The sequence below is a fragment of the Streptomyces sp. 11x1 genome (assembly GCF_032598905.1).
In the GTDB taxonomy this organism is placed as follows: Bacteria; Actinomycetota; Actinomycetes; order Streptomycetales; family Streptomycetaceae; genus Streptomyces.
Genome location: NZ_CP122458.1, coordinates 7,883,018 through 7,909,362 on the forward strand (window position 1 = coordinate 7,883,018; position 26,345 = coordinate 7,909,362).

Below are 26,345 nucleotides of genomic sequence, written 5' to 3' on the forward strand. Positions count from 1 at the left end.
GGCCCGGTCCCCGGGCAGCCCGGCCCCCGATCTTCCAGTGATCTTCCAGAAGGTGTCGAACGATGACAGTCGCCATCGACCGAGCGACCGGCCAACGCCGAGGTGAACCGGGCGGGCGCCCGGGCCCGCTGTCGCGCCTGAAGCAGTCGTACCAGCGGTACTGGTACGCGTACGCGATGATCGCCCCCGTGGTCGTCGTGCTCGGCGTCCTGGTGCTGTATCCGCTGGCGCGCGGGCTCTACCTCACCCTCACCAACGCCAACAGCCTCAACTCGGCGCGCACGATCGGCGCCAACCACATCGAGGCCACCTACGAGTTCATCGGCTTCGACAACTACGCCGACATCCTCTGGGGCCCGACGTCGTACGACCGCTTCTGGTCGCACTTCATCTGGACGATCGTCTGGACGGCGCTCTGCGTCGCCCTGCACTACTTCATCGGCCTCGGCCTCGCGCTGTTGCTCAACCAGAAGCTGCGCGGCCGCACCTTCTACCGGCTGATCCTGGTCCTGCCATGGGCCGTGCCGACCTTCGTCACCGTCTTCGGCTGGCGGTTCATGCTCGCCGACGGCGGTGTGATCAACGCCGGCCTCGAAGCACTGCACCTGCCGGCACCGCTGTGGCTGGAGGACACCTTCTGGCAGCGGTTCGCCGCGATCATGGTCAACACCTGGTGCGGTGTGCCGTTCATGATGGTCTCGCTGCTCGGCGGCCTGCAGTCCATCGACTCCTCGCTGTACGAGGCGGCGGAGATGGACGGCGCGAGCGCCTGGCAGCGCTTCCGCTACGTCACCCTGCCGGGCCTGCGCTCGGTCAGCTCCACCGTCGTACTCCTCGGCGTCATCTGGACGTTCAACCAGTTCGCCGTCATCTTCCTGCTGTTCGGCGACACCGCGCCCGAGGCGCAGATCCTCGTGACCTGGGCCTACTACCTCGGCTTCGGGCAGCAACCGCGTGACTTCGCGCAGTCGGCGGCCTACGGCATCCTGCTGCTGGCCATCCTGATCGTCTTCACCTCCGTCTACCGCCGCTGGCTGAACCGCGATGAGCAGCAGCTCGCGATCTGAGGCAGGAGCCCCCATGAGCACCACGACGCCCACGACGACCGGCACGGCCACGGCCGCCGCGGACCGGCCGACCGCGCCGGCCCCCTCGGCGCCCCGGAGCCGCCGACGCGGCGAGAACAGCCGCGCCGGCTCCCTCGCCTCCCACGCGATCCTCATCGTCGCGAGCCTGGCCGCACTCTTCCCGATCGCCTGGCTGGTCTTCCTGTCCCTCGGACCGGACAAGGACGATTACCTGCATCCCGGGCGCATCTTCGGCAAAATGACCTTTGCCAACTACTCGCACGTGCTTCAGGAGACACCGTTCTTCGACTGGCTGATCAGCACCCTCGTCGTCTCGCTCGGCACCACCGTCCTCGGGGTGCTGATCGCGGCGACCACCGGTTACGCCGTCTCCCGCATGCGCTTCCCGGGCTACCGGAAGTTCATGTGGGTGCTCCTGGTCACGCAGATGTTCCCGGTGGCCGTCCTGATGGTGCCGATGTACGAGATCCTCTCGGAACTGCGGCTCGTCGACAGCTACCTCGGCCTCGTCCTCGTCTACTGCTCGACGGCCGTGCCCTACTGCGCCTGGCTGCTCAAGGGCTACTTCGACACGATACCCTTCGAGATCGACGAGGCGGGACGCGTCGACGGGCTCACCCCCTTCGGCACCTTCGCACGGCTGATCCTGCCGCTCGCCAAGCCGGGCCTCGCGGTCGCCGCGTTCTACAGCTTCATCACCGCGTTCGGGGAGGTCGCCTTCGCCTCGACGTTCATGCTGTCCGACACGAAGTACACCTTCGCCGTCGGTCTGCAGAGCTTCGTCAGCGAACACGACGCCCAGCGCAACCTGATGGCGGCCACCGCCGTGCTGGTCGCGATCCCCGTCTCCGCGTTCTTCTACCTCGTGCAGAAGAACCTGGTGACGGGACTGACCGCGGGCGGCACCAAGGGCTGACCGCCCGGCCTCGCCGCGAGGGGCCGTCGTTCCTCTGCGGCTCTCGTCGTGGCTGGTCGCGCAGTTCCCCGCGCCCCTTCGGGGCGCGGGTGGCGGCCACGGTGTCCATCCGACCCCGCCGGCATCGTGGCCGCCTCTGTCCCCCGCCCCCACAGCTGCTTCTGATCTTCCGAACCGATGAACCCGTTACGTAGCAAGGACGCCATGAGCCAGCAGCACTCCGCCGCCGACCCGGCCCCGACCTCCGACGTCGCCACCGCCCCGCGCAGGGACTGGTGGCGCGACGCGGTGATCTACCAGGTCTATCCGCGCAGCTTCGCCGACAGCAACGGCGACGGCATGGGCGACCTGGAGGGCGTACGTTCCCGACTCCCGTACCTGCGCGACCTCGGCATCGACGCCGTGTGGCTCAGCCCGTTCTACGCCTCCCCGCAGGCCGACGCCGGCTACGACGTCGCCGACTACCGTGCGGTGGACCCGATGTTCGGATCGCTGCTCGACGCGGACGCCCTGATCCGCGACGCCCACGGGCTCGGCCTGCGCATCATCGTCGACCTGGTCCCGAACCACTCCTCCGACCAGCACGAGTGGTTCAAGCGGGCGGTGGCGGAGGGTCCCGGTTCGCCGCTGCGCGACCGCTACCACTTCCGCCCCGGCAAGGGCGCGGACGGTGAATTCCCGCCCAACGACTGGGAGTCCATCTTCGGCGGCCCGGCGTGGACGCGGGTGACGGAACCGGACGGCACCCCCGGCGAGTGGTACCTGCACCTCTTCGCCCCGGAGCAGCCCGACTTCAACTGGGACCACCCGGCGGTCGGCGACGAGTTCCGCTCCATCCTCCGCTTCTGGCTGGACATGGGCGTCGACGGCTTCCGTATCGACGTCGCCCACGGCCTGGTCAAGGCGGACGGCCTCCCGGACCTCGGCGCCCACGACCAGCTGAAGCTGCTGGGCAACGATGTCATGCCCTTCTTCGACCAGGACGGCGTCCACGCGATCTACCGCGAATGGCGCCTGGTGCTGGACGAGTACGCGGGGGACCGCATCTTCGTCGCGGAGGCCTGGACCCCGACCGTCGAACGCACCGCCAACTACGTCCGGCCGGACGAGCTCCACCAGGCCTTCAACTTCCAGTACCTGGGCACCGACTGGGACGCGGCCGAGCTGAAGGTCGTCATCGACCGCACGCTGGACGCGATGCGTCCGGTGAACGCCCCCGCGACGTGGGTGCTGTCGAACCACGACGTGACCCGCCACGCCACCCGCTTCGCCAACGAACCGGGCCTCGGCACGCAGATCCGCCTCGCGGGCGACCGAGCGCTGGGCCTGCGCCGCGCCCGCGCCGCCTCGCTCCTGATGCTGGCCCTGCCCGGCTCGGCCTACGTCTACCAGGGCGAGGAACTCGGCCTCCCCGACGTCGTCGACCTGCCGGACGAGGTCCGCCAGGACCCCGCGTACTTCCGGGGCGCCGGCCAGGACGGCTTCCGCGACGGCTGCCGGGTGCCGATCCCGTGGACCCGCGCCGGCTCCTCGTACGGCTTCGGCACCGGCGGCTCCTGGCTGCCGCAGCCCGCCGTATGGGCCGACCTGAGCGTCGAGGCGCAGACGGGCGTCGCGGAGTCGACCCTGGAGCTGTACCGCACGGCCCTGTCCGTCCGCCGTGAACAGCCCGGCCTCGGCGCGGGCGACTCGGTGGAGTGGCTGAAGGCCCCCGGCGGCGTCCTGGCCTTCCGCCGGGGCGACTTCGTGTGCGTCGCCAACACCACGGGCGAGGCGGTCCGCATCCCCGCGTACGGCCGGGTCCTGGTCGCGAGCGGCGAGGTGACGGTGGCCGACGACGAGGCGAAGCTGCCGGGCGACACGACGGTGTGGTGGACGACCGGCTGACGGACCGTTCGAGGAGACGCGGTCCCGTCCGACGGGACTTGAGCTCGCCACCCCCTGTCGGCCGGGTGGCGAGCCTTCCGACTACGCCCGACAACGCGACTCCACCGAATCCGTCATGACGGGCGATCCCCTCGGCCATGCCGCCGCGCGCGATCAGTCGAAGAGCAACTGGTCCAGGGACCGTCCAAGCGGCGCCAGGGCGCGGTCCGTGCAGCATGCGTGGGGGTCCCAGTCCCACACCTGTCCGTCGGCCGTCCCGAAGTCGACCAGCGTCCATATACCTCCGCCATGTGGCACGGTCGCTGAACCAGGAGCGGGTGCAGGTCAGGGACACCACCTCCCACGGCCCGAAGCCGTCGTCACGCACGAACAGATCTTCGGCTGGCCGTGACCACCTGTAGAGCTGTCGGGGCAAGTTCTTGTGCGGATGCTCGGCGGACGGGCCTTGACCGGCTTCCGACCCCGTACGTTCTCGCTCACGGATCGACTCGACGCAGGGGGCGGGATGTCTGGATACGGTCGCGCGGACAGTGAATGGGCGGAGCTGGCAGACGTCGGGCACGATTTTCTCGTCGAACGGGCGAAGCTGGGAAGGCTGACCTCGTACACCGAGCTGAACGTGACCCTCGCCAGGCGGACAGGCTGTCGTCCTTTCGACTTCGACCGTGCCGACGAGCGGGCCGCGATGGGGCATCTGCTCGGATTGATCGTGGAGCGAGACCAGGAGATCGCCCCTTCGGACCCACCACTCATGCTCTCGGCCCTGGTCAACTACCTGGGCGCCAACAACGCGGGCTCCGGGTTCTATCAATTGGCCAAGGAACTGCGACTACTCCCCATGAGCGCGTCGGCCGACGAGAAGTTCATGTTCTGGGCCAGGCAGGTGAAGCGAATCCACGAACGCCACGGTGACGGGCCGACGGTGGCCTGAGCCCGCCGAACGATGCAGCTCCGGCGCCAACAGAACCGTCGACGGGCAGGAACGCCCCGTCTCGGCACACGCCGGAGTCCTGTGCCGTGTCGCGTCACCGGACGCACTCCGTGCCCCGGGCGCCTACGGCTCTCGTCGCTTGACCGTCCTCCACAGGGCGCGGGCCTCGGGGCACACTCCCTCCGCGCACTCCGGACACGACTGTCCGTGCTCCAGCAGCCGCTGATACGCCGCCATGTCGTACGCCGCCTCGTCGATCCGGAGCAACCTCGCATCCTTCGTGACGGCTCGGAGGAGCCTTGTGCTCCCGGAAGCGTCCTCCTGCTGGCCGTCCACCGCGCTCACGGCGACCTTGCCTCGGCTCTGGGCGTTGGCCAGTGCCACGCCCGCCGACAACTTCTCCGCCGCCGTGGCTGGCCGGAGGGTGGCCCGTGCGTCCCATTCCCGCCCGCCACCGACAGGCCGCAGCTGCCAGTACGGCCCCGTCTGTCCCATCACCTCGCCAATCCGATGCGATACCTCGTCGTAGACCAGATCGCCGATCCCCGGGGTGTAGCCGTTCATGAGCGTCCCCACCGGATGGCATCGGCCAGCCGCAGCGCGACGCCTGCGCGGACGCGACCGAGGGTGATCAGGTTCAGTCCGGGCGACGCCAGGTCCGCCCCCGGGGACGGCAGAACGATGCCTGCCGCCGTCAGTGCTTCACGTAGCACCTCGACCGCTTCAGCGGCGGTGGTGCCCGGCTCCTGTGCTGTGACCATGAAATGAGCCTTGCGGAGGGGCCGATGAGCCGATGGCAGATATTCACCGATATTCGTGGGTAGTTACGACATATAAGCAATGATTCCCGTGAGGTGCCCGGCGGTCCATAGCCGGAGCTGACACACGGCGGCAAGATCAGTGCACCGAGCAGGACCGGATGAGGGAGGCGCATGGCGCGCAACATCCGCTTCAACGGCACCGGCAGCGGAGATACCGGCTGCCCGTCGATCCACGAGGACGCCGGCACCGGTGAAGTGATCGTGCATGGTCCACTGCTGACCGACCCTGGGGACGTTGCCCAGCTCCACCACCTCGGGCCCGGTGAGGTCGCCATTGTCGTACCTCGTGAGCTGATCACCGACTGGGCGCCCAAGGACGCGACGAGGCGGGCCCGCGTTATCGATCTCGCGGCCTTCAACCGGCTGTTCGAGAACTTCGAGCACACCGCCTGGAGGGTGGAGACCAGGCGCCGTTACGCGTCCGACGAGGCCACCGAGACTTACAGGCAGTACCTCGACGAGGGTCGCGTCGACTGGGACATGCGCTCCTGGTACTGCGAGACGATCAGGCGCCAGACGGCGGCCGGGAAGACCGTTGGCCGCGTTCGACTGCTTGACGAACCGCCCACAGAGGGGCAGCGCTACCTCATGATCAACGCCGTGCGGAACACCGAACTCGGTGAGGACATCCGGATCCTGCGCCGTGCGGAGGCCGAGCGGTTGCGGCTCGGTAACGAGGACTTCTGGATCTTCGACTCCCGGCTTGTCGCCCGGCTCAACTTCACCGAAGCGGACGAGCTGACTGACGTGGAGCTGACCACCGAGCCGTCCGAAGTGATCCGGTACTCGATGCTGCGAGATGCCGCCTGGCATCACGCCGTCCCGTTCCGGCGACTCGCAGCGGCCACCAGCTAGAAGTGCGGGCGGCCATCGGTGACAACGGACTACCAGCAGGCACGCGAAGCGCTCGGGGTGCGGCTGCGTGAGCTGCGTATGTCCGCGCGGGACGGGCGTCTGACCGGCGCCCGCCTCGCCCTGCTCCTGGGCTGGTCACAACCCAAGATCTCGAAGCTGGAGAACGGGAAGCAGACAGCGACCCCCGAAGATCTCCAAGCCTGGGCTGACGCGACCGGTCACCCCGACGCGTACGGAGAACTTCTCGCCCGGCTCAAGGGGTTCGAGTCGCATATCCGCTCGTGGCGCCGCCGGCTCGCTGCCGGGCACCAGCCTGTTCAGCAGGCCATCGCCGCTGAGTACGAGCGCTCGGCTGTCGTACACGGCTTCGAGAGCGTCACCGTGCCCGGCATTCTCCAGACGGCTGACTACGCGAGGTCGGTCTTCACCCGGTATGCCGAACTCCAGCGCTCGCCCCGTGATACCGAGGACGCCGTGCGTGCTCGTTTGAGGCGGCAGGAACTGCTGTACGACGGGACCAAGCGGTTCAACATCCTGATCGGCGAGACCGCGCTCCGGGCGCTCATCTGCCCGCCCGCCGTTCTCGCCGCGCAACTCGATCGTCTTGCCGGACTGGTCGGGCTGGACACCGTTGCCCTTGGGATCATCCCCCTGACCGCATCGCTGAAGATCCCGCCCACGGGCGGGTTCTGGATCCATGACGATCGCCTCGTCATGGTCGAGACATGGCACGCGGAACTGTGGATCGACGACGCCGACCCGATCGCCCTGTACCTCCGCACGTGGCGGACGCTTCGCGAGTCGGCCGTGCACGGAGCCGACGCACACCGGCTCATCGCTGATGCGCGCCGAACTGTCCTGCCTCTGTGATGTCCGGGCAGTCTCGGAGATCTCCGGGCAAGTGAGCTGTGCATCGAGCGATCCATAGAAGCTGCCGAGTTCAGGGGGTGATCGTCGCCGACCATCAGCGCGAGGCAAGTACGCCTTGACAATTCTAAATTGTCAAGGCGTACTTGCCTCATGGCTCTCCCGGACCTGGACGATCTCATCGCGGAAGTTGACCGACGCTGCGACACCGCACACCGCAGCACCAGCGGACAAGAGCAGCCCGACTGGCTCGCTCTGCTGACCGTCGCCGCCCAACTTGCAGGCCAGATGCAGGCGCTGGCAGACGATCTGGTGGAAGACTACGTCGAGCACTGCCGGATGCACGGCTCCTCATGGACCGACATCGGCACCGCCCTGGGCGTGACCCGGCAGGCGGTCCAGCAGCGTTTCCATGCGCCGCACAAGCGCTACAGCCCCGACACAATGACCGACGACCTCCGACAGGCGATGGTCCACGTCAAGGAAGCGGCGGTGCACCACCGCAACAACTACATCGGCACCGAGCACCTGCTCTGGGGACTGACCGCGGAGGACAACAGCGCCACCCGCCTCCTGCAAGCCGCCGGGCTCTCGCCGAAAACGGTCCACCGATCCGTCGGCACCAGGCTGAGCATGGGAGCTTCCCAGGCGGCCCAGCGCATCGCCTGGACGCCCTATTCCCGCAAGGCCATCGCCATCGCCGAGGCGCGCTCTCAACGGAACGGCTCCGACCACATCGACTGCGACGACCTGCTGATCGGCCTCGCCCAGGTCGGCCGCGGAGTCGCCTCCGACGTCCTGACCGCGGCCGGCTTCGACCCGGCCGCTCTCGAAGCCTGAGCCCACCACGGCCCCGGCGAGCACAACCCGCCGGACTGCGAGAACGCGGCTCTCTGCCCAGGCTTGAGTGAGACACGCCGACGAATCCCGTCTCAGTCAAGTCCGGGCACCGCAGGTCAACGCGGCATGATGCCCGGACTTATCCGAGACAGGACAGGAACCCTCAGCATTCGAGCCGACCTCGTCGCTGTGCCCTTCGAAGCCCCCGTTTCATTCAAGGCCTCGCTCCAACACCCCGCCCCGTGAAGAGATTTCGCGCGCGTGAAGAAGGTGTGTCCGGAGGGTTGACCGTCCGCCGAGTGGGCTCGTACTTTCCTCTCGGTTGAAAGTTTTCAGTCATCTTGCAGCAAGAAGCGGCAACGAATCTTGCGTGGATCGTCTCGGGTCCCCAGTCCCTGCCGATCCTCAGGGCCCCTTCAGTCGATCTTCGGACCCCTTCAACGGAGAAGGACCCCACACATGGCCAGCAGAACCCTCTCCGGCGCGCTCGCTCTCGCGGCCGGCGCGTCGATCGCGCTCGCGATGCCCGCCGGGAGCGCGTACGCCTCTCCGCCCGGCACCAAGGACGTCACCGCCGTCCTGTTCGAGTGGAACTTCGCCTCCGTCGCCAAGGAGTGCACCAACACCCTCGGCCCCAACGGGTACGGCTACGTCCAGGTCTCGCCGCCCGCCGAGCACATACAGGGCTCGCAGTGGTGGACGTCGTACCAGCCCGTCAGCTACCGGATCGCCGGGCGGCTCGGGGACGCCACCGCCTTCAAGAACATGATCGACACGTGTCACGCGGCCGGCGTCAAGGTCGTCGTCGACGCGGTCGTCAACCACATGTCGGCGGGGAGCGGCACCGGCACCGGCGGCTCGTCGTACTCGAAGTACACCTATCCCGGCCTGTACTCGTCGTTCGACTTCGACGACTGCACCGCCACCATCAGTGACTACTCCAACCGCGCCAACGTCCAGAACTGCGAGCTCGTCGGGCTCGCCGACCTCGACACCGGTGAGGAGTACGTCCGGTCGGCCATCGCCGGGTACATGAACAGCCTGCTCGGCTACGGCGTCGACGGCTTCCGGATCGACGCCGCCAAGCACATCCCCGCCGCCGACCTGGCCAACATCAAGTCACGGCTGAACAACCCGTCCGTGTACTGGAAGCAGGAGGCCATCTACGGTTCCGGGGAGGCCGTCCAGCCGAGCGAGTACACCGGCAACGGGGACGTCCAGGAGTTCCGGTACGCCTTCGACCTCAAGCGGGTCTTCAACAACGAGAACCTCGCCTACCTGAAGAACTACGGCGAGGGCTGGGGGTACATGAACAGCTCGGTCGCCGGGGTCTTCGTCGACAACCACGACACCGAGCGCAACGGCTCCACCCTCAGCTACAAGGACAACGCCAACTACACCCTGGCCAACGTCTTCATGCTGGCCTACCCGTACGGCGCGCCCGACATCAACTCCGGCTACGAGTTCACCGACCACGACGCCGGACCGCCCAACGGCGGTGCCGTCAGCGCCTGTTGGCAGAGCGGCTGGAAGTGCCAGCACGCCTGGCCGGAGATCATGCGCATGGTCCCCTTCCGCAACGCCACCCGCGGCGAGGCCGTCACCGACTGGTGGGACAACGGGGGCGACGCGATCGCCTTCGGCCGCGGCGGCAAGGGCTTCGTGGCCATCAACCACGAGTCGGGCAGCCTCAGTCGCACGTACCAGACCTCCCTCGCGGCGGGCACCTACTGCAACGTGCAGAACAACACGACCGTGACCGTGAACAGCTCCGGCCGGCTCGCCGCGACCCTCGGCTCCAACACGGCCCTCGCGATCTACACGGGCAAGAGCAGCTGCTGACGGTCCTGTAAGTAATTACCGTTACTTTCAAGCCTCTTGCTGAAACGCTTTCGGGCGGCGATACGGTCGCGCGGGGTTTGGAACTGCTGGCGTTGGAGTGGTTCAAGAGTGTTCGGGTGAGCGGGGGTGAGTGTGGATGGCCTGTGTCGAGCCGCACACCTGGCTTGTGATGCCGGTTTTCGGTGGAGAACTGACGTTCTCTCATCGAATGCGTGACCTTCATGGGTGGTGCTCGTTTCCAGGGCGACGGTGTATTCGAGTCGGGCCTGGCGGAGGTGGCGGGGTGGGTGAGCTGCGGAGCATTGCGGCGCCGTTCGTCGCGTCCGGGCCGTCCGGTGTGGCTGTCCGCACGCGTCTGAAGCAGCTGACGTCGGGTGATGAGAAGGTGCTGCGTCTGGTGGGCGGGCATCGGGGGTCGCTGGCCTCGAAGGATCTCAAGGCGCGCTGCTGGGACGGTCTGGAGCATTCCGGGCAGGCGTGGGCGGTGCGTAAGCGGGAGCTGACGCCGCTGTCGTCGTCGCGGTGGGCGGGCAGTATCACCAAGGCCACGCACGACCAGTGGGCGCTCGCCCGTCGCTGCCAGCTCGCGCACATCCAGAATCTGGAAGCGGGGATCCGCACGATCGAAGCCCGGCTGGCGCTGCCGGTCGGGCAGAAGGGGACGCGGAAGGCGCCGGGGGGTTACCGGTCGCGACGGGAGTGGCATGCGAAGTCGCGGCGGCTGCGGGTGCTGCGGGACCGGCTGACTGTCGCGAGGGCCGACCGGGAGGCCGGGATCGTGCACGTGGTGCGGGGCGGCAAGCGCCTGGCCCGTACCCGGCGCCATCTGGAGGAGGCCGGGCTGACGGAGTCCGCGTGGCGTGGGCGGTGGGAGGCGGAGCGCTGGTTCTGCCAGGCGGACGGGGAGTCCGGCAAGCGCTACGGCAACGAGACCATCCGCATCAGCCCCGAGGGCGAGGTCAGTATCAAACTGCCCGCGCCGCTCGTGTATCTGGCGAACGCCCCGCACGGACGGTACGTCCTCACCGGCCGGGTCGCGTTCGCGCACCGGGACGGTGACTGGGCGGACCGCGTCGTAGCCGATCGGGCCATCGCCTACCGCGTCCACCTGGACACCGGCCGTGGCCGCTGGTACCTGACCGCGTCCTGGCAGATCCCACCCACCCCCACCCTCCCGATCGAGGCCGCGCTCGCCCACGGGGTGATCGGTGTCGACATGAACGCCGACCACCTGGCCGCCTGGCGCCTGGACACTCACGGCAACCCGACCGGCAGCCCGCGCCGCTTCTCCTACGATCTGACCGGCACCGCCCAGCACCGTGACGCCCAGGTCCGCCACGCCCTGACCCGCCTCCTGCACTGGGCCCGCGCCTGCGGTGTGAAGGCGATCGCGGTCGAGGACCTGGACTTCACCGCCGAGAAGACCCGGGAGAAGCACGGCCGCCGCACACGTTTCCGGCAGCTTGTCTCCGGCATGCCCACCGGCAGACTCCGCGCCCGGCTGGCCTCGATGGCCGACGCCACGGGGGTCGCCGTCATCGCGGTTGACCCGGCCTACACCTCGAAGTGGGGCGCTCAGCACTGGCAGAAGTCCCTCACCACCACGACACGTAAGACCACTCGCCATGAGGCTGCTGCCGTGGCGATCGGAAGGCGCGCCCAGCAACACCCGGTCCGGCGACGGACGGCACCGCCCCCACGGCACCGGAGAGATGTGGTGGGGCATCGGACCGTCCAGGCCCGACCAGGTGTTCCCGGGCGTGAGGAAACCCGCCCCCGCATCCCCGGACCACGGACACGATCCGTGCCGCCCGGACGCGGAGCGAACGCGGGCAACCAGAACGCCCAACACCGTCCGGGGCGTTCGGCCGAGCATGAGACCTGGCAACAGGACTCACTCCCGCTCGGTCTTTAGGAACGGTCGGACCCACCAGAGCCGTCATCGCAAGGAGCCCATCTGTGATACCGAGATGGCCGACGCCGTCGAGGCGCCGAACAACCCGCGCCGGACGGACCGCCGTGGTCGGCGCGGTCACCGTGACCGCGCTGACCGCGGCGCTCGTCCAGCCCCTGGCCGCCGGGGCCGCCACACCGCCCGCACCCCCGTCCGACGCGAAGCTGGCGAAGAGCGCCGCACGTCACGACCTCACCCGCGAGCAGTTCTACTTCGTCCTGCCGGATCGTTTCGCCAATGGGGACAGGGCGAACGACAAGGGCGGGCTGACCGGTTCGCGCCTCGCCACCGGCTACGACCCCACCGACAAGGGCTTCTACCAGGGCGGTGACCTCAAGGGCCTGACCAAGAAGCTCGACTACATCAAGGGCCTCGGCACCACCTCCATCTGGATGGCCCCGATCTTCAAGAACCGGCCCGTGCAGGGGACGGGGGCCGACGCCTCCGCCGGCTACCACGGTTACTGGATCACGGACTTCACCCAGGTCGACCCGCACTTCGGCACCAACAAGGACCTTCAGACCCTGATCTCCAAGGCGCACGCCAAGGGCATGAAGGTCTTCTTCGACGTCATCACCAACCACACCGCCGACGTCGTCGACTACGACGAGAAATCCTACGACTACCTCTCCAAGGGCGCCTTCCCCTACCTGACCGAGGACGGGAAGCCCTTCGACGACGCGGACTACGCGGACGGCAGGAAGAACTTCCCGTCCGTCGACCGGCACTCCTTCCCCCGCACCCCCGTCGTCCCGGCCGCCGAGAAGAAGACCAAGGTCCCCTCCTGGCTGAACGACCCGACGATGTACCACAACCGGGGCGACTCCACCTGGGCCGGCGAGTCCGCCACGTACGGCGACTTCGTCGGGCTGGACGACCTGTGGACCGAACGCCCCGAGGTCGTCTCCGGGATGGAGAAGATCTACGAGAAGTGGGTGCGGGACTTCGACATCGACGGCTTCCGGATCGACACCGTGAAGCACGTGAACATGGAGTTCTGGACGCAGTGGGCCACCGCGCTCGACGCGTACGCCGCGAAGAAGGGCCGCGACGACTTCTTCATGTTCGGCGAGGTCTACTCCGCCGACACCGCCGTGACCTCCCCGTACGTCACCCAGGGCCGCCTCGACTCCACACTCGACTTCCCCTTCCAGGACGCGGCACGGTCGTACGCCTCCCAGGGCGGCAGCGCGAAGAAGCTGGCGTCGGTCTTCGGGGACGACTACAAGTACACGACCGACAAGGCCAATGCCTACGAGCAGGTCACGTTCCTCGGCAACCATGACATGGGCCGCATCGGGACCTTCCTGAAGCAGGACGACCCCGAGGCGTCCGACACCGAACTGCTCGCCAAGGACAGGCTCGCCAACGAGCTGATGTTCCTCAGCCGGGGCAACCCCGTCGTCTACTACGGCGACGAGCAGGGCTTCACCGGCGCGGGCGGCGACAAGGACGCCCGCCAGACGATGTTCGCCTCGAAGACCGCCGACTACCTGGACGACGACCTGCTCGGCACGGACCGCACGCACGCCGAGGACGCGTACGACACAGGTGCGCCGCTCTACCGGCAGATCAGCGCGCTCGCGGGGCTCCGCAAGGCCCACCCGGCCCTCGCCGACGGCGTCCAGACCGAGCGCTACGCGGCCGACGGGGCCGGCGTGTACGCCTTCTCGCGGACGGACGCCGCGACCGGCACCGAGTACGTCGTCGCCTTCAACAACGCGGCCGAGGCCGAGTCGGCCACCTTCGCGACCGGTTCGGCACGCATGCCCTTCAAGGGCGTCCACGGCACCGACGGCAAGGTGACGAGCGCCGCGGACAAGAAGGTCACCGTCACCGTCCCGGCCCGCTCGGCGATCGTCCTCAAGGCCGCCCGTTCCCTCGCGAAGCCCGCCACCAAGCCGTCCCTCACGCTCGACGCCCCCGCCACCGGCGCCACCGGCACGGTCGAGATCGGCGCGGACGTGGACGGCGGACAGCTCAACCGGGTCGTCTTCGCCGCCCAGGTCGGCAACGGCAAGTGGAAGACGCTGGGTTCCGCCGACCACGCCCCCTACAAGGTCACCCAGACCCTCGGCGAGGACGTTCCGACCGGCACCGCATTGCGGTACAAAGCAGTGGTGATCGACCGAACCGGACGTACGGCGAGCGCCACCGCGACCTCCACCACGGGCACCCCACCCGCTCCCGAGGTCCCCACCGCCTCCTCGCGCGACCACGCGATCGTCCACTACAAGCGCGCCGACGGCGACTACACCGACTGGCGGCTGTACGCCTGGGGCGACATCGCCGAGGGCGAGGGGACCACCTGGCCCGACGGGCATGACTTCATCGGGCGGGACGCGTACGGCGCCTTCGCGTACGTCAAGCTCAAGCCCGGTGCCACCAGCGTCAACTACCTCGTCATCGACAAGGACGGCACCAAGGACGTCTCCGCCGACCGCTCGATCGACGTGACGAGGACGGGCGAGATCTGGGTCGAGCAGGGCAAGGAGGCCGTGCGGACCGAGAAGCCGGCCGGCGACTACCCCGAGCAGGACAAGACCGAGGCCGTCCTCCACTACCACCGCGCCGACGGCGACTACGACGGCTGGGGCCTGCACGTCTGGTCCGGCGCCGCGCACCCCACGGACTGGGCCAAGCCCCTGGAGCCGGTGCGGACCGACGCCTACGGCGCCGTCTTCGAGGTGCCCCTCACCGACGGGGCCACCAGCCTCAGTTACATCATCCACAAGGGCGACGAGAAGGACCTCCCCACCGACCAGGCACTCGACCTCAGGACCGACGGACACGAGGTGTGGCTGCTGAACGGTCAGGAGAAGTACCTGCTCCCGCAGCCGGCCGGTTCCGCCGCCGCCCTCGACCTCACCACCTCCAAGGCGATCTGGATCGACCGCGACACTCTCGCCTGGAACGGCAACGACACCGCTGCCTCCACCCAGCTGCTGTACTCGCGCTCCGGCTCGATCACGGCGAAGGACGGCGCCCTCACCAGCTCCGACGAGCGATGGCTGCGGCTGAACAGGTCGGCCCTGACCGACGCCCAGAAGGCGAAGTTCCCGCACCTGAAGGCGTACACCGCGTGGACCGTCGACCCGCGCGACCGCGACCGGGTCCGTGCGGCCCTGCGCGGCCAGCTGGTCGCCTCCCAGCGCGCGGCCAACGGCGCCGTGCTCGCGGCGACGGGCGTCCAGATCGCCGGCGTGCTCGACGACCTCTACGACGGATCGGCCGCCGACCTCGGCCCGACGTTCCGCAAGGGCCGTCCGACGCTCGCCGTCTGGGCCCCCACGGCACAGTCGGTGCAGCTCGAACTCGACGGGAGGACCCTCCCCATGAAGCGGGACGACACCACCGGCGTCTGGTCCGTCACGGGGGAGAGGTCCTGGAAGAACAAGCCCTACCGGTACGTCGTGAAGGTGTGGGCGCCCAGCGTCCGCGAGCTCGTCACCAACAAGGTCACCGACCCGTACTCCGTAGCCCTGACCGCCGACTCCGAGCGCAGCCTCGTCGTCGACCTGGCGGACAGTTCCCTGGCGCCGAGCGGCTGGTCGTCGTACACCAAGCCGAAGGCCGTACCGCTGAAGGGCGCGCAGATCCAGGAGCTGCACGTCCGGGACTTCTCGATCGGCGACGGCACCGTGCCCGCGAAGGACAAGGGCACCTACCTCGCCTTCACCGACAAGGGCAGCACCGGCTCCAAGCACCTGCGGGAACTGGCGAAGGCCGGGACGTCGTACGTGCACCTGCTGCCCGTCGCCGACATCGCCACCATCCCCGAGAGGAAGGCCGACCAGGCGACCGTCGACTGCGACCTCGGCTCCTACGCCGCCGACTCCGACAAGCAGCAGGAGTGCGTGGCGAAGGTCGCGGCCAAGGACGCGTTCAACTGGGGCTACGACCCGTACCACTACACCGTCCCGGAGGGCTCGTACGCCACCGACCCGGACGGGACACGGCGCACGGTCGAGTTCCGGAGGATGGTGCGGGCCCTCAACGACGACGGCCTCGGGGTCGTGCTGGACGTCGTCTACAACCACACCCCCGCCAGCGGCCAGGCCGACAAGAGCGTCCTCGACAAGGTCGTCCCCGGCTACTACCACCGGCTCCTCGCCGACGGTTCGGTCGCCACCTCCACCTGCTGCGCCAACACCGCGCCCGAGAACACCATGATGGGCAAGCTGGTCGTCGACTCCATGGTCACCTGGGCCAAGGAGTACAAGGTCGACGGGTTCCGCTTCGACCTGATGGGGCACCACCCGAAGGCCAACATCCTGGCGGTGCGCAAGGCCCTCGACGCGCTCACGATCGAGAAGGACGGCGTCGACGGGAAGCGGATCATCCTCTACGGCGAGGGCTGGAACTTCGGCGAGGTCGCCGACGACGCCCGCTTCGTCCAGGCCACCCAGAAGAACATGGCGGGGACGGGCATCGCCACCTTCTCCGACCGGGCCCGTGACGCCGTGCGCGGCGGCGGCCCCTTCGACGAGGACCCGGGCGTCCAGGGCTTCGCCTCCGGTCTGCACACCGAGCCCAACTCCTCCGAGGACAACGGCACCCCGGCCGAGCAGAAGGCCCGGCTGCTGCACTACCAGGACCTCATCAAGGTCGGCCTGAGCGGCAACCTCGCGAACTACCGGTTCACCGACACCGACGGCAAGGAGGTCAAGGGCTCCGAGGTCGACTACAACGGGGCCCCCGCCGGATACGCGGACGCCCCCGGCGACGCCCTCGCCTACGTCGACGCGCACGACAACGAGTCGCTGTTCGACGCGCTCGCCTTCAAGCTGCCGGCCTCGACGAACGCCGCCCACCGGGCCCGTATGCAGGTCCTCGCGATGGCGACGGCCGTCCTCTCGCAGGGCCCGGCACTCTCCCAGGCGGGCACCGACCTGTTGCGGTCCAAGTCCCTGGACCGCAACTCCTACGACAGCGGCGACTGGTTCAACGCGATCCACTGGGACTGCCGGGACGGCAACGGCTTCGGCCGTGGCCTGCCCCTCGCGGCCGACAACCAGTCCAAGTGGCCCTACGCCAAGCCCCTGTTGAGCATGGTGAAGGTCGGCTGCGAGCAGATCGAGGGCGCCTCGGCCGCCTACCGCGACCTGCTGAGGATCCGTACGACGGAGGACGTCTTCTCCCTCGACACGACCGGACAGGTCCAGTCGAAGCTGTCGTTCCCGCTGTCGGGGAAGGACGAGACCCCGGGCGTGATCACCATGGAACTCGGTGACCTCGTCGTCGTCTTCAACGCCACCCCCGAGGAGCGGAAGCAGACCGTGGACGACCTGGCCGGGACGGCGTACGCGCTGCACCAGGCGCAGGCGTCCGGGGCGGACCCTATCGTCCGTACGGCGTCGTACGAAGCGGAATCGGGGACCTTCGTCGTTCCGGGACGGACCGTGGCGGTCTTCGCACGATCCGGCCGGTAGGACGCTAGCTTGGGTGGTGCGGCCGGAGCGAGGATCCGGTCCGCACCATCCGTGCGCCGGCGACGACGAGAGCCTCATGAGCCTGATGGCCGACGAAGCAAGCACCACGGTCCTGGTGGTCGACGACGCCGCCGCCAGCCGGTACGCGATGGGTGCGGTGCTGCGCAGAGCCGGACACAGTGTCGTCCCCGTCGCCAGCGCCGGTGAGGCCCTCACCGAGCTCGACGTGCGGCTGCGCTCGGGCGTCCTGCCGGACGTGGCCCTCGTCGACGTCGGCCTCCCCGACATGAGCGGGTTCGAACTCTGCCGCCGGCTCAAGGCACAGTCCCCGACGGCCGCCCTGCCCGTCGTGCACTTCTTCGCCGCGGCCGTCGCCCCCAGCGACCGCTGCCGGGGCCTGGACGCGGGCGGCGAGGCCTATCTGACGGTCCCCGCCGAACCGGAGGAGATCCAGGCGGTCGTCCGCGCCGCCGTCCGCGGCGCCCGGATGCGCACCGGCGCCGAGGCCCTCGTACGACGGCTCACGCTGCTCTCCGAGACCATCGTCGACGTCCAGGCCGCCCGCACCCTGGAGGAGTTGGCCGGGGCCGCCGCCGAGGGAGCCGCCCGGCTCACCCGGTCGCCCGCCGCCGTGTTCGTGCTCGGGGAGGACGGCCACCTCTACAGCGGCACCTCCCGGGCCCGCGCCCGCACCACCCTCCCCGACGCCGGCGCGCACGACGCCGTGGCCCGGCTCATCCGCCGCGTCACCGACGGCGACCCCCGCCCGCACGACACGGTCGTCCCCGCGCCCCTGTGGCCCGCCGGGTTCTTCCGGCCCGGCGTCACCGAGGACGCCCGTCTCGCCCTCGCCCGCACCGAGAGCGGTACGCTCGTCTGCGTCGCCACACCCGTGCACAGCACCCGGGGCACGGCCTCCGACACCACGGGCCTGGTCGCCCGCCTCGCCCAGGCCACCGCGCTGGCCGCGCAACCCCTGCTCATGTACCAGGTCGAGCGCCATGTCGCGCTCACCCTCCAGCACAGCTTCCTGCCCAAGCGGGTGCCCGAGTTCCCCGGCCTGGAAGTCGTCGTCCGGTACGTGCCGGCCTCCCGGCAGACCGAGATCGGCGGCGACTTCTACGCGGCACTGTCCACTCCAGGCGGCGTCCTCACCGCTGTCGGCGACGTCGTGGGGCACTCCCTGGAAGCGGCCACCGTGATGGTGGAGATCCGGCACGCCCTGCGCGCCTACTGCGTGGAGCAGTCCGACCCGGCGGCGCTCGCCCACCGGCTCGACCGGATGCTCCAGCACTACCACCCGGACGTGACCGCCACGGTCTGTCTGACCCTCGTCGATCCGGGCAGCGAGCGGGTGCGGATCGCCAACGCGGGCCACATCCCGCCGTTGATCGTCCGTGACTCCGGCGAGGCCGCCTATGTGAAGGCCGCTGGCCCCCTCCTCGGGCTCGGCCTCGAACGGCCCGAGCCCACGGAGACGGTGCTGTGGCCGACGGACCGGCTGCTCATGGTCACGGACGGGCTCGTCGAGACCCGGGGCATCGACCTGTCGCTCTCCCTGGAGCAACTGCGGGCCGCCGCCGCGGACGCGCCGACCGGGACGGTCGCGCTGTGCGACACCCTGCTGCACTGCTTCGGCCAGGACCGGGAGGACGACATCGCGATGCTGGCGTTACGGCTGCGGTTAGGGTGACCCTCATGCCGCAGATCACTGTTGACTACTCCGCCGTCCTCTCCGAGGGCTTCGACCGGCCCGCGTTCGCCAAGGCCCTGCACGACGAGGTCGTGCGGACGGCCGCTGCGAAGCCGGCGGCCTGCAAGACGCAGTTCCGGGCCACCGAGGACACGGTCGTCGGGCCCGACACCGACGGTCACGCGATCGTCCACGTCACGCTCGGGCTGCTCGCGGGCCGGACCGACGAGACCAAGGTGACGCTGGCGGAGAACGTGCTGGAACTGCTGCGGGAGCACGTGAAGGTGGGGGAGGGGTTGGCGTTCCACGCGTCGGCGGAGGTACGGGACCTCGATCCGTCGTACCGGAAGTTCGACGTCTAGGGGAGGATCAGCCGCGGGCCAGAGCCACCAGGCGGCCCGCGAGGTCGCTGAACGGGCCGTCGTGCGGCTCGTTCGCGAGCATGCCGCGGAGCAGGTCCGCCATCTCCGCGTCCTGCGCCGCGCTCACGGCCGCCAGGGCCGCGAAGCCGTGGACGAGTTGGATCTCCAGTTCCTGTCTCGGGATACGGCGGCCGTCCAGCCAGATGAGGGCCGTGGACTCGGCCAGCGAGATCCAGGAGCGGATGACGAGTTCGAGCCGGGCCGGCGGGGCGTCGACGTCCAGATGCGAAAGGATCTGGACATAGGCGGCCTGCCGTACGCCGTCGACGAGGGCGTTGGTACGGGACGAGCCGACGGCCGGGCCACCCCGCATCAGGGCCGAGAACCCGGGGCCGTGTTCGTCGACGAAGTCGAAGAACCGGTGCGTGACACGGAGCAGCCGGGCGCCGAGCGGACCTTCCCGGGGTTCCACGAAACGGTTCGCGAGATCGTCGGAGGCACGCTTCAACGCGGCCTCGTACAGGCTGAGTTTGCCGGGGAAGTAGTGGTAGACGAGTGGACGGGAGATACCCGCCGCCGAGGCTATCTCGTCGATGGAGACCTCGTCGGGCGAGCGCCGGCTGAACAGTTCGAGGGCGACCCCGATCAACTGCTGCCGCCGCTCCTCCACACCCATCCTGCGGCGCACACCGGTTCGCATACGAACACCTTACCGATCGATTCCAGCCGTTCATCGGCTGGATAGCGTATAGGCGTTCGACCCATCCGGTCACCGGTCTGTCGCCGACCGGCCTCGCCTCACTGGGTCCGGGCGGGCTGAAGCGTGCTGATCTTCCGGCCGTTCGCCAGCGTGCCCGTCAACTCCGCCCGCGCGCCCTCCTCGACCGCTACGGCGAGAAGGTTGCCCTGCGCCGATCCGCTCGCCCCGCCGCCCAGTTCCACGGAGACGGTGTCCCTGCTCCCGGCGGCCAGCAGATAGGAGACACCGGCCGCGGACTTCCACGGGCCGCCGGCGAGGACATGGGGGTCGGCCGGCCCGCAGACGGGCACCTCGTCGGCGGCGGCCGTGACATACGCGCCGGCCGGGGTGACGAACTGCGTCATCGCCCGGGTGCCCGCGCCCCGCCAGGTCTCGGCGCGGGTGCACACCCAGTCGGCCGTGCCACTGCCGTCGGGCAACGGCTGGCGCGCGAACCGCCAGGCGTTGACGCTCCGCACCCCCTGCGACCGCACGGCGGCGAGGGAACAGGCGAAGGGCGCCCAGACCTCGGGAGCGGCGGACGCGTCACGGGCGGGCGCGCGGGACGGCCGGCCGACGGTGAGATGCGCGGGAATCACCTCGGCCAGATCGCTCAGCAGCCGCGTACCTCCCTCGGCATCGGTCAGCTGAAGCACGTCCCACGACTCGCACTTCCCGGCACGCACCGCCGGACTCGCGAACGGAGCCGTCGTCCCGTCCTTCGCCAGCGCCAGCCTCCGCACCCCGCCGTCGGCCTTCGCCAGTTCCCGTACGGCCGCCTCGCGCACCCAAGGCGCCGTCAGATAGCGGACGTTGCCGTCGACCCGGCCCAGCACCAGGGCGCTCGCGCCGGCGCCGGTCGCCCCGTCCACCCGGGTCAGGTCCAGGGCCGCCATGCCCGGATCGTCGAGGGGCTCCGCGTACCGGGCGATCCGCAGGCCGTCGTGGAGCAGGACGACCCGGAGGTTGTCGACCTCGCCCGCGTACAGCAGCTGCGGCGGGCCGGGCGGGGGACCGGCCTGCGTGCCGAGGGTGACCGCGACCTGCACGGACTCACCGGGCCGGGCCCACACGGCGAGCGCCCGCCGCAACAGGGCCTTGTCCTTGACGAGATCGCCGCGCGCGGGCCAGGTGGTGAAGTCGGCTCGCCCCGTCGCCCGCCACGCCGTGGCCGTCGCCGTCGTCAACCTGCCCGGATCCAGGGCCGCCTGGGCCGCTGGGTTGCGCGCGTACGACGGTGCCGCCGCGCCGTCCGGGCCCCACCCGTCCCCGGGCAGGCCGAGGAACGCCCCGCACACCGCCACGGCGGCCGTCGCGGCCAGCGCGGCCTTCGTGTGCTGGCGGCGGCGCACCAGATCGGTGGGGCGGGCGTGCAGCGAACAGGGGTCGTACTCGGGGGAGAGGAGCAGTGCCTGCTGCTGCGTCGGCACCGAGTCGGCCTCCCGCAGCGCGGCCGCCGGATCACCGACCCCGGCCTCTTCCAGGAGCGTGCGGACCGCCGGGTCCGGGAGCCTCTCCAGGCCCCGCAGGACATAGGCGGCCCGAGCCGGTCCGGAGAGCGCCGACAGCCGCTGGTCCAGGGCCAGTTCGTCGGCGCCGCCCGAGCGGGGGAAGAGCCGCAGCCCCCACACGCGCGGGAGCAGCGGGGGCAACTGGGACCGCTTCGGCCACGCCCTGCGCCGCAGCGGGAGTCCGGCCTCCAGGGCGGTGCGGACCACCTGGAGCCGGACATAGGCGTACCCCGGATTGCGCTCCCGCCCCGCCACGGTTCCCGTGCCCGTCGCCTGGGCCGGGATAAGGGAGGCCGACGCGCGCCCCCTCGGCAGCGCCCGCTGCGTCAGCGCGTGCGCCGTCAGCACACGACGGTTCCGGCCCAGGCTCGACGGCAACGTCAGGTAGGCGAGCCGCACCAGACGCGGATAGTGCTCGACGAGCGCGGCCTCCGCCTGCTCGACGTCCACGACCGACTCCTGAGCGCGGGAAGCTGTGGGGCGCGGGGCGACATCCTGTGACTGCACGTTCAACAGAACGAGCGGAATGGTCCGATGGTCACCACACCGCTCCACTGGGGTCGGCCGGTGCGCCCAGGGGGGTGGAGGTGCGTGTCTCGTGGGCGGGGTGCGGGTGAGTGGGGCTGGTCGCGCAGTTCCCCGCGCCCCTGAAAAGCAGGGGCTTCGCCCGTGCTTTTCGCCCCTGAGCGGCCGTAGGCCCTCAAGGGGCGCGGGGAACTGCGCGACCAGCCCCCACCGGACCCGCGGATGGGGGTCAAAGGGGCGCAGCCCCTGGGATGGGACGGGTAGGGGAGGCGGGGGCGAGAAAAGGTCAGGTGAGCGACCACCCACTGAACTCGACCAACCCCCGAACCCCGCTCCCCCCGTTCGTCGCACTCATGAAGATCCCCACATCCTGCCCCCGGACCACCGCCCCCGGCACCCCCACCGAAGCCACCACCCGCCAGCTCACCCCGTCATCGACCGAACATTCCCCCGTGTACGCCCCCACCCCCGTCCGCCGCAGCCGCAACAACACCGGTGCTTTCACCCCCGTGATCCGCCGATACGTGTCGAGCGTCCCGTCCCCCGTGCTGTCGTACGACAGCACCACCCCGTTCGCCGGAGTGACCGCCAGATTCAGGAACCCCGCCGCCCTCGCCGTACCGAGACTGTTGCGCACCACGATCCCCGCCCGCGCCCAGTTCCCGGTCGCCGCCTGGGAGTCGACCCGGAGCGTGACGGACGTACCGTCGCGCAGGGCCCCCGCCCGGTAGACGGACCCGAACTCCGTCGTCCCCCGCCACAGGTCCGCCCCGCCCCCGTCGATCCCGAAGCGGCTGCCCAACTGCCCGAAGACAGCCCCGTTGTTGGTGTATGTCCGCCACCCGGCGGCCAGCGGGCCCGCCTCGAAGAGCGTTCCGTCGAAGCGCCCCTCGACCCGCTTCTCGCCGCGCGGCCCGTACTTCGCCGTGACCGTGTACGGCAGCGGCCGCAACGGCCGGTCGAGCGGAACGTCCGGCGCGTCCGCGCGCCAGCGCACCGTCCCCGAGCCCGCCGCAGCGACGCTCGCCAACGATGTCGGACCCTCCGGCTCGGCCGTCCCGGCGAAACCGCCGAGGGCGAAGTCCACCCGCCCGGTCGCCCGCAGCCCGTTGACGTTGCGCAGGACCGCCGACAGCCGCGCGCTCCCGCCAGGCGGCAGCACCGGCGGCTCGGCCGTGACGGTCAGCGACCCCTGGTACGGCGCCCGCGCCAGCACGTCCCGCACCCGCACCGCCGCCCGGTACGCGTCCCCCACCGGCCGCGCCGGATAGTCCTTGCGCTCCCGTGTCCACGGCTCCTCGAACGCGAACCAGTCCACGGCCGCCGGAGAGGTCCCCGTGACGAGCGCGTCCTCCAGCGAGTCCAGCCACTTCTGCCAGCGCGGCACGTAGAAGTCGGCCATGAGACCGTTCCACTCCCGGTTGCCGTACTCGTGCAGATTCCCCGTGTCGGACGTGGCCCGCCCGCCCCACACCGTGATCAGCACCTTCGCCGTCCGCTCGAACTCCGCCCGCTCGGCGTCGTTCGTGGCCATCAGCCGCGCGTCGTTCACCCACGGACCGAGCAGGAACGCCGTGTTCGTCCCCGTGACCTCGTCCGACAGCCGCATCAGCCGCAGCCAGAGCGTGGACAGCGCACGGAAGGTCGCCAGGTCGCCCCGTCGGTAGGCCGCCCGCAGCTGGGGCAGATACTGACGGCTGCGGTGCGCGAGCGCCTGCCGGGCCACGTCCACCACGTCGTACCGGTACGCCGGGTTGCGGCGCAGCACGTCCGCGACGCCCAGCAGCCCGGCGAGGGCCGCGTCGAAGCGGCCCGGGTCGTACGTCAGGGTCCTCGGCGCGTACTCGGCGGCCCGGTCCGCGGCCAGGTCGGGGCGGGCGCAGAACAGGGAGTCGTGCGGGTCGCTGCGCTCCACGGCCCGCTGCTGGTAGGCGGTGTCGTGCAGCGCCTGCCACGCCCTGCGGGCGTTCGCGTCGCGGCCGCCGTAGCGGAAGTCGGCGTACGAGGAGAACCAGGCCGCCCGGTCGATCTTCTTCGGCGTCCAGGCCAGTTCGGAGAAGAGTTCGAAGGCCGCGGGGTCGCGATCGGTGGCCTCCGGCATGAACGCCGTACCCACCAGCGCGCTGCCCGCCTTGTCCCGCCAGGCGAAGAACTTGTCGTTCCACAGGTGGGCGCGGGCCCCGATGGTCGTACGGCCGCCGAAGTTGGGGATCGTGCCGAAGCAGTACGGGGTGCCGCCCCAGTCGCGTTCGCGGTTCGTGACGCTGGTGTAGCGGTCGGAGACGCCGTCCACGATCAGCATCTTCGACCGGTCGATGGCGTCCAGGAGTGCGGGCAGCGGGTTCTCCTGCCAGCCGAGGATCACCCAGGTGGCGCCGGGGTGGGCCTTCTGGAGGGCCTTCTCCACGCCCTGTGCGGCGTCCGGCACCGGCACGTCGCCGGCCGTGCCGCCCTCGTGCAGGAGGTCCATCTTGAAGTGGGACGCCTCCCCGTACACGTCCTCCAGATGCCTGTAGAAGGAGGCGGCGACCCGGGCGAAGGTGTCCGTGCGCGGGTCGAGCCAGTCGGGGCGTTCGAAGCCGTGCCAGATGCCCTGCGGGACGACGTGCGCGTCACCGCCGTTGCGTGCCACGAACTCCTTGGGCACGTGCCCGTAGTAGCCGGGCAGCACCGGCGACATGCCCAGTTCGTGCAGCCGGTCGGTGATCCGCCGGCCGAGGGCCGCCCGGCGGGCGATCAGCTCGGGGGAGAGGGGGCCGCCGTAGCCGGAGAGGTTCTGCAGCAGCCACCAGGGCTGGTGCGAGGGCGCGGGCAGCCAGGCCCGGGACTCCTCGTCGGAGTAGCCGAAGTCCTTCAGCAGCCGGTGGTAGACGGCCTCCATCCCCGAGATGACCAGCACCTCGTTGCAGCCGTGCGCCGCCAGCAGGTCGATCTGGTGCTCCCAGTACGACCAGTCCGCGTACGGGGCGGTGTAGCCGTCGTTGGTGTCGTTGAGCGCGAAGCGGTGGGGGAGCGCGGTGGATCTCTCCAGGGGGCGGGCGGGTGCGGGGAGGCGCTTGGGAAGGTCGAGCCGGCTGCCGTTCCAGGCGAGGTGCGCCCCGCAGACGTACTTGAGGTACCAGTGGACGCCCATGAGCAGCGTGGCGGGAGTCGTGGCCCGGACCCGGATGCTTCCGGTGGTGCCCGTGACCCGGAAGCGGTCGACGGTGCCGCTGCGGTCGAGCAGACTGAGCCGGAACTGTCCGGCGTGGCCGGGCAGCAGCCGATTGAGCGCGGAGCGCGCGGGAGCCGTATCGAAGACGGGGCCCTCGCCGGGGCTCCCTGCGGCGTGGGCCGGGGCCGACCACGGCAGGTAGGTTCCGAGGCCGATGACACCGGCCGAGCCCAGCACCGTGCGTCGCGACGGACTGTTCATGTCTGTGTGCCCCCTGTGTCGACAGTGGCGGCACGCTAACTGGGCGACCGTCCGTGAACAACGGTGCGCACGGAGCTGGCGAGTTCACGTCGCCGGAATGGACGCGGAGGTACGGATGAGTTTGACGAGGAAGAGCCTTGCGGGGAGCGCGGCCGGCACGGTCGCCGCTCTGCTGCTGCTGACCGGCTGCGGCTCGGGCGACGACACCGAGGCCGCCGTGCCGAAGACGGCGACCGGGACGCTGGAGCACATCGCGGGCGAGGTGGGCTGCAAGCCGGACATGCAGACGGACGAGGACACGATCCGCCAGGCAGTCTGCAAGAACAGCGACGGCGAGTTCGATGACAAGTTCGTCCTCGCGACCTTCGCCACCGATCGCGGCCAGGCTGAGTGGCTCGCGGCTGCCAAGGACTACGGCGGCTACTACCTCGTCGGCCGCAAGTGGGTCGCCATCGGGAAGGAGACGACGGTCTCCGGGCTGCAGGGCACGCTCGGCGGGGAGCTGCAGGAGGGGTCCGAGCACATGAACCCCGGTGGCAGCCACAACAAGAGCGGCAGTCACGAGGGCTGACCGCGCGGGCCCGCGGCCCCGGGGGACGACGAAAGCCGGCGGTGATGGATCCACCGCCGGCTTCCTCATCACCGCTTCAGGTGACTGGTGACCGGT

General features: G+C 70.0%; 17 protein-coding genes and 1 pseudogene. 13 read left to right on the top strand and 5 right to left on the bottom strand.

What is annotated here, in order from left to right:
- Window positions 1–62: 62 nt before the first annotated feature.
- The 4 genes from P8T65_RS34595 to P8T65_RS34610 all read left to right on the top strand — a co-directional run bounded on the left by P8T65_RS34595 (window position 63) and on the right by P8T65_RS34610 (window position 4,822).
- Window positions 63–1,067, top strand: a complete 1,005-nt coding sequence (locus tag P8T65_RS34595; RefSeq protein ID WP_316729115.1) for a sugar ABC transporter permease — start codon at window positions 63–65, stop codon at window positions 1,065–1,067.
- Window positions 1,068–1,080: 13 nt separating this feature from the next.
- Window positions 1,081–2,004 carry an ABC transporter permease subunit gene (locus tag P8T65_RS34600; RefSeq protein WP_316729116.1) on the top strand — a complete coding sequence of 308 codons (924 nt, stop codon included), beginning with the start codon at window positions 1,081–1,083 and terminating at the stop codon, window positions 2,002–2,004.
- A 204-nt stretch (window positions 2,005–2,208) separates the two neighbouring features.
- Window positions 2,209–3,891 carry a glycoside hydrolase family 13 protein gene (locus P8T65_RS34605; protein ID WP_316729117.1) on the top strand — a complete coding sequence of 561 codons (1,683 nt, stop codon included), beginning with the start codon at window positions 2,209–2,211 and terminating at the stop codon, window positions 3,889–3,891.
- Between the two features lie 505 nt (window positions 3,892–4,396).
- The gene (locus P8T65_RS34610) at window positions 4,397–4,822 is read left to right on the top strand and encodes a hypothetical protein (RefSeq protein WP_316729118.1); all 426 of its coding nucleotides are present in this window, start codon (window positions 4,397–4,399) and stop codon (window positions 4,820–4,822) included.
- Window positions 4,823–4,945: 123 nt separating this feature from the next.
- On the opposite strand, the gene P8T65_RS34615 is transcribed toward P8T65_RS34610, so the two are convergent.
- A complete protein-coding gene (locus P8T65_RS34615) occupies window positions 4,946–5,386 on the bottom strand; it encodes a hypothetical protein (RefSeq protein WP_316729119.1) in 441 nt (146 codons plus the stop codon).
- The gene (locus P8T65_RS34620) at window positions 5,383–5,583 is read right to left on the bottom strand and encodes a hypothetical protein (protein ID WP_316729120.1); all 201 of its coding nucleotides are present in this window, start codon (window positions 5,581–5,583) and stop codon (window positions 5,383–5,385) included. The genes P8T65_RS34615 and P8T65_RS34620 overlap by 4 nt, the downstream gene beginning before the upstream one ends.
- A 171-nt stretch (window positions 5,584–5,754) precedes the next feature.
- Here P8T65_RS34620 and P8T65_RS34625 point away from each other — a divergent pair, with 171 nt between their 5' ends.
- From P8T65_RS34625 to P8T65_RS34660, 8 genes and pseudogenes are all read left to right on the top strand, one after another.
- Window positions 5,755–6,498, top strand: coding sequence for a DUF6879 family protein (locus tag P8T65_RS34625; protein ID WP_316729121.1), 744 nt, complete (start codon window positions 5,755–5,757; stop codon window positions 6,496–6,498).
- Window positions 6,499–6,516: 18 nt separating this feature from the next.
- On the top strand, window positions 6,517–7,368 hold the full coding sequence (locus tag P8T65_RS34630) for a helix-turn-helix transcriptional regulator (protein WP_316729122.1): 852 nt from the start codon (window positions 6,517–6,519) through the stop codon (window positions 7,366–7,368).
- A gap of 150 nt (window positions 7,369–7,518) precedes the next feature.
- Window positions 7,519–8,205: a Clp protease N-terminal domain-containing protein gene (locus P8T65_RS34635; protein WP_316729123.1), complete on the top strand. Its 687-nt coding sequence runs from the start codon at window positions 7,519–7,521 to the stop codon at window positions 8,203–8,205.
- Between the two features lie 459 nt (window positions 8,206–8,664).
- A complete protein-coding gene (locus tag P8T65_RS34640; protein ID WP_316729124.1) occupies window positions 8,665–10,047 on the top strand; it encodes an alpha-amylase family protein in 1,383 nt (460 codons plus the stop codon).
- Between the two features lie 283 nt (window positions 10,048–10,330).
- Window positions 10,331–11,962, top strand: a pseudogene (locus P8T65_RS34645) (IS200/IS605 family accessory protein TnpB-related protein).
- Window positions 11,963–12,006: 44 nt separating this feature from the next.
- Window positions 12,007–17,433 carry a pullulanase-type alpha-1,6-glucosidase gene (pulA, locus tag P8T65_RS34650; RefSeq protein ID WP_316729125.1) on the top strand — a complete coding sequence of 1,809 codons (5,427 nt, stop codon included), beginning with the start codon at window positions 12,007–12,009 and terminating at the stop codon, window positions 17,431–17,433.
- Window positions 17,434–17,518: 85 nt separating this feature from the next.
- Window positions 17,519–19,126, top strand: a complete 1,608-nt coding sequence (locus P8T65_RS34655; RefSeq protein WP_316731821.1) for a fused response regulator/phosphatase — start codon at window positions 17,519–17,521, stop codon at window positions 19,124–19,126.
- 5 nt (window positions 19,127–19,131) lie between these two features.
- On the top strand, window positions 19,132–19,488 hold the full coding sequence (locus P8T65_RS34660; protein WP_316729126.1) for a 5-carboxymethyl-2-hydroxymuconate Delta-isomerase: 357 nt from the start codon (window positions 19,132–19,134) through the stop codon (window positions 19,486–19,488).
- 7 nt (window positions 19,489–19,495) lie between these two features.
- On the opposite strand, the gene P8T65_RS34665 is transcribed toward P8T65_RS34660, so the two are convergent.
- The 3 genes from P8T65_RS34665 to P8T65_RS34675 form a co-directional block, all read right to left on the bottom strand.
- On the bottom strand, window positions 19,496–20,188 hold the full coding sequence (locus P8T65_RS34665) for a TetR/AcrR family transcriptional regulator (protein WP_316729127.1): 693 nt from the start codon (window positions 20,186–20,188) through the stop codon (window positions 19,496–19,498).
- Window positions 20,189–20,286: 98 nt separating this feature from the next.
- Window positions 20,287–22,245, bottom strand: coding sequence for a hypothetical protein (locus P8T65_RS34670; protein ID WP_316731823.1), 1,959 nt, complete (start codon window positions 22,243–22,245; stop codon window positions 20,287–20,289).
- 304 nt (window positions 22,246–22,549) lie between these two features.
- Entirely contained in the window at window positions 22,550–25,678 is a 3,129-nt protein-coding gene (locus P8T65_RS34675; protein WP_316729128.1) for an alpha-N-acetylglucosaminidase, read from the bottom strand.
- Between the two features lie 115 nt (window positions 25,679–25,793).
- Here P8T65_RS34675 and P8T65_RS34680 point away from each other — a divergent pair, with 115 nt between their 5' ends.
- Window positions 25,794–26,249: a hypothetical protein gene (locus P8T65_RS34680; RefSeq protein ID WP_316729129.1), complete on the top strand. Its 456-nt coding sequence runs from the start codon at window positions 25,794–25,796 to the stop codon at window positions 26,247–26,249.
- The last annotated feature ends 96 nt before the right edge of the window (window positions 26,250–26,345 follow it).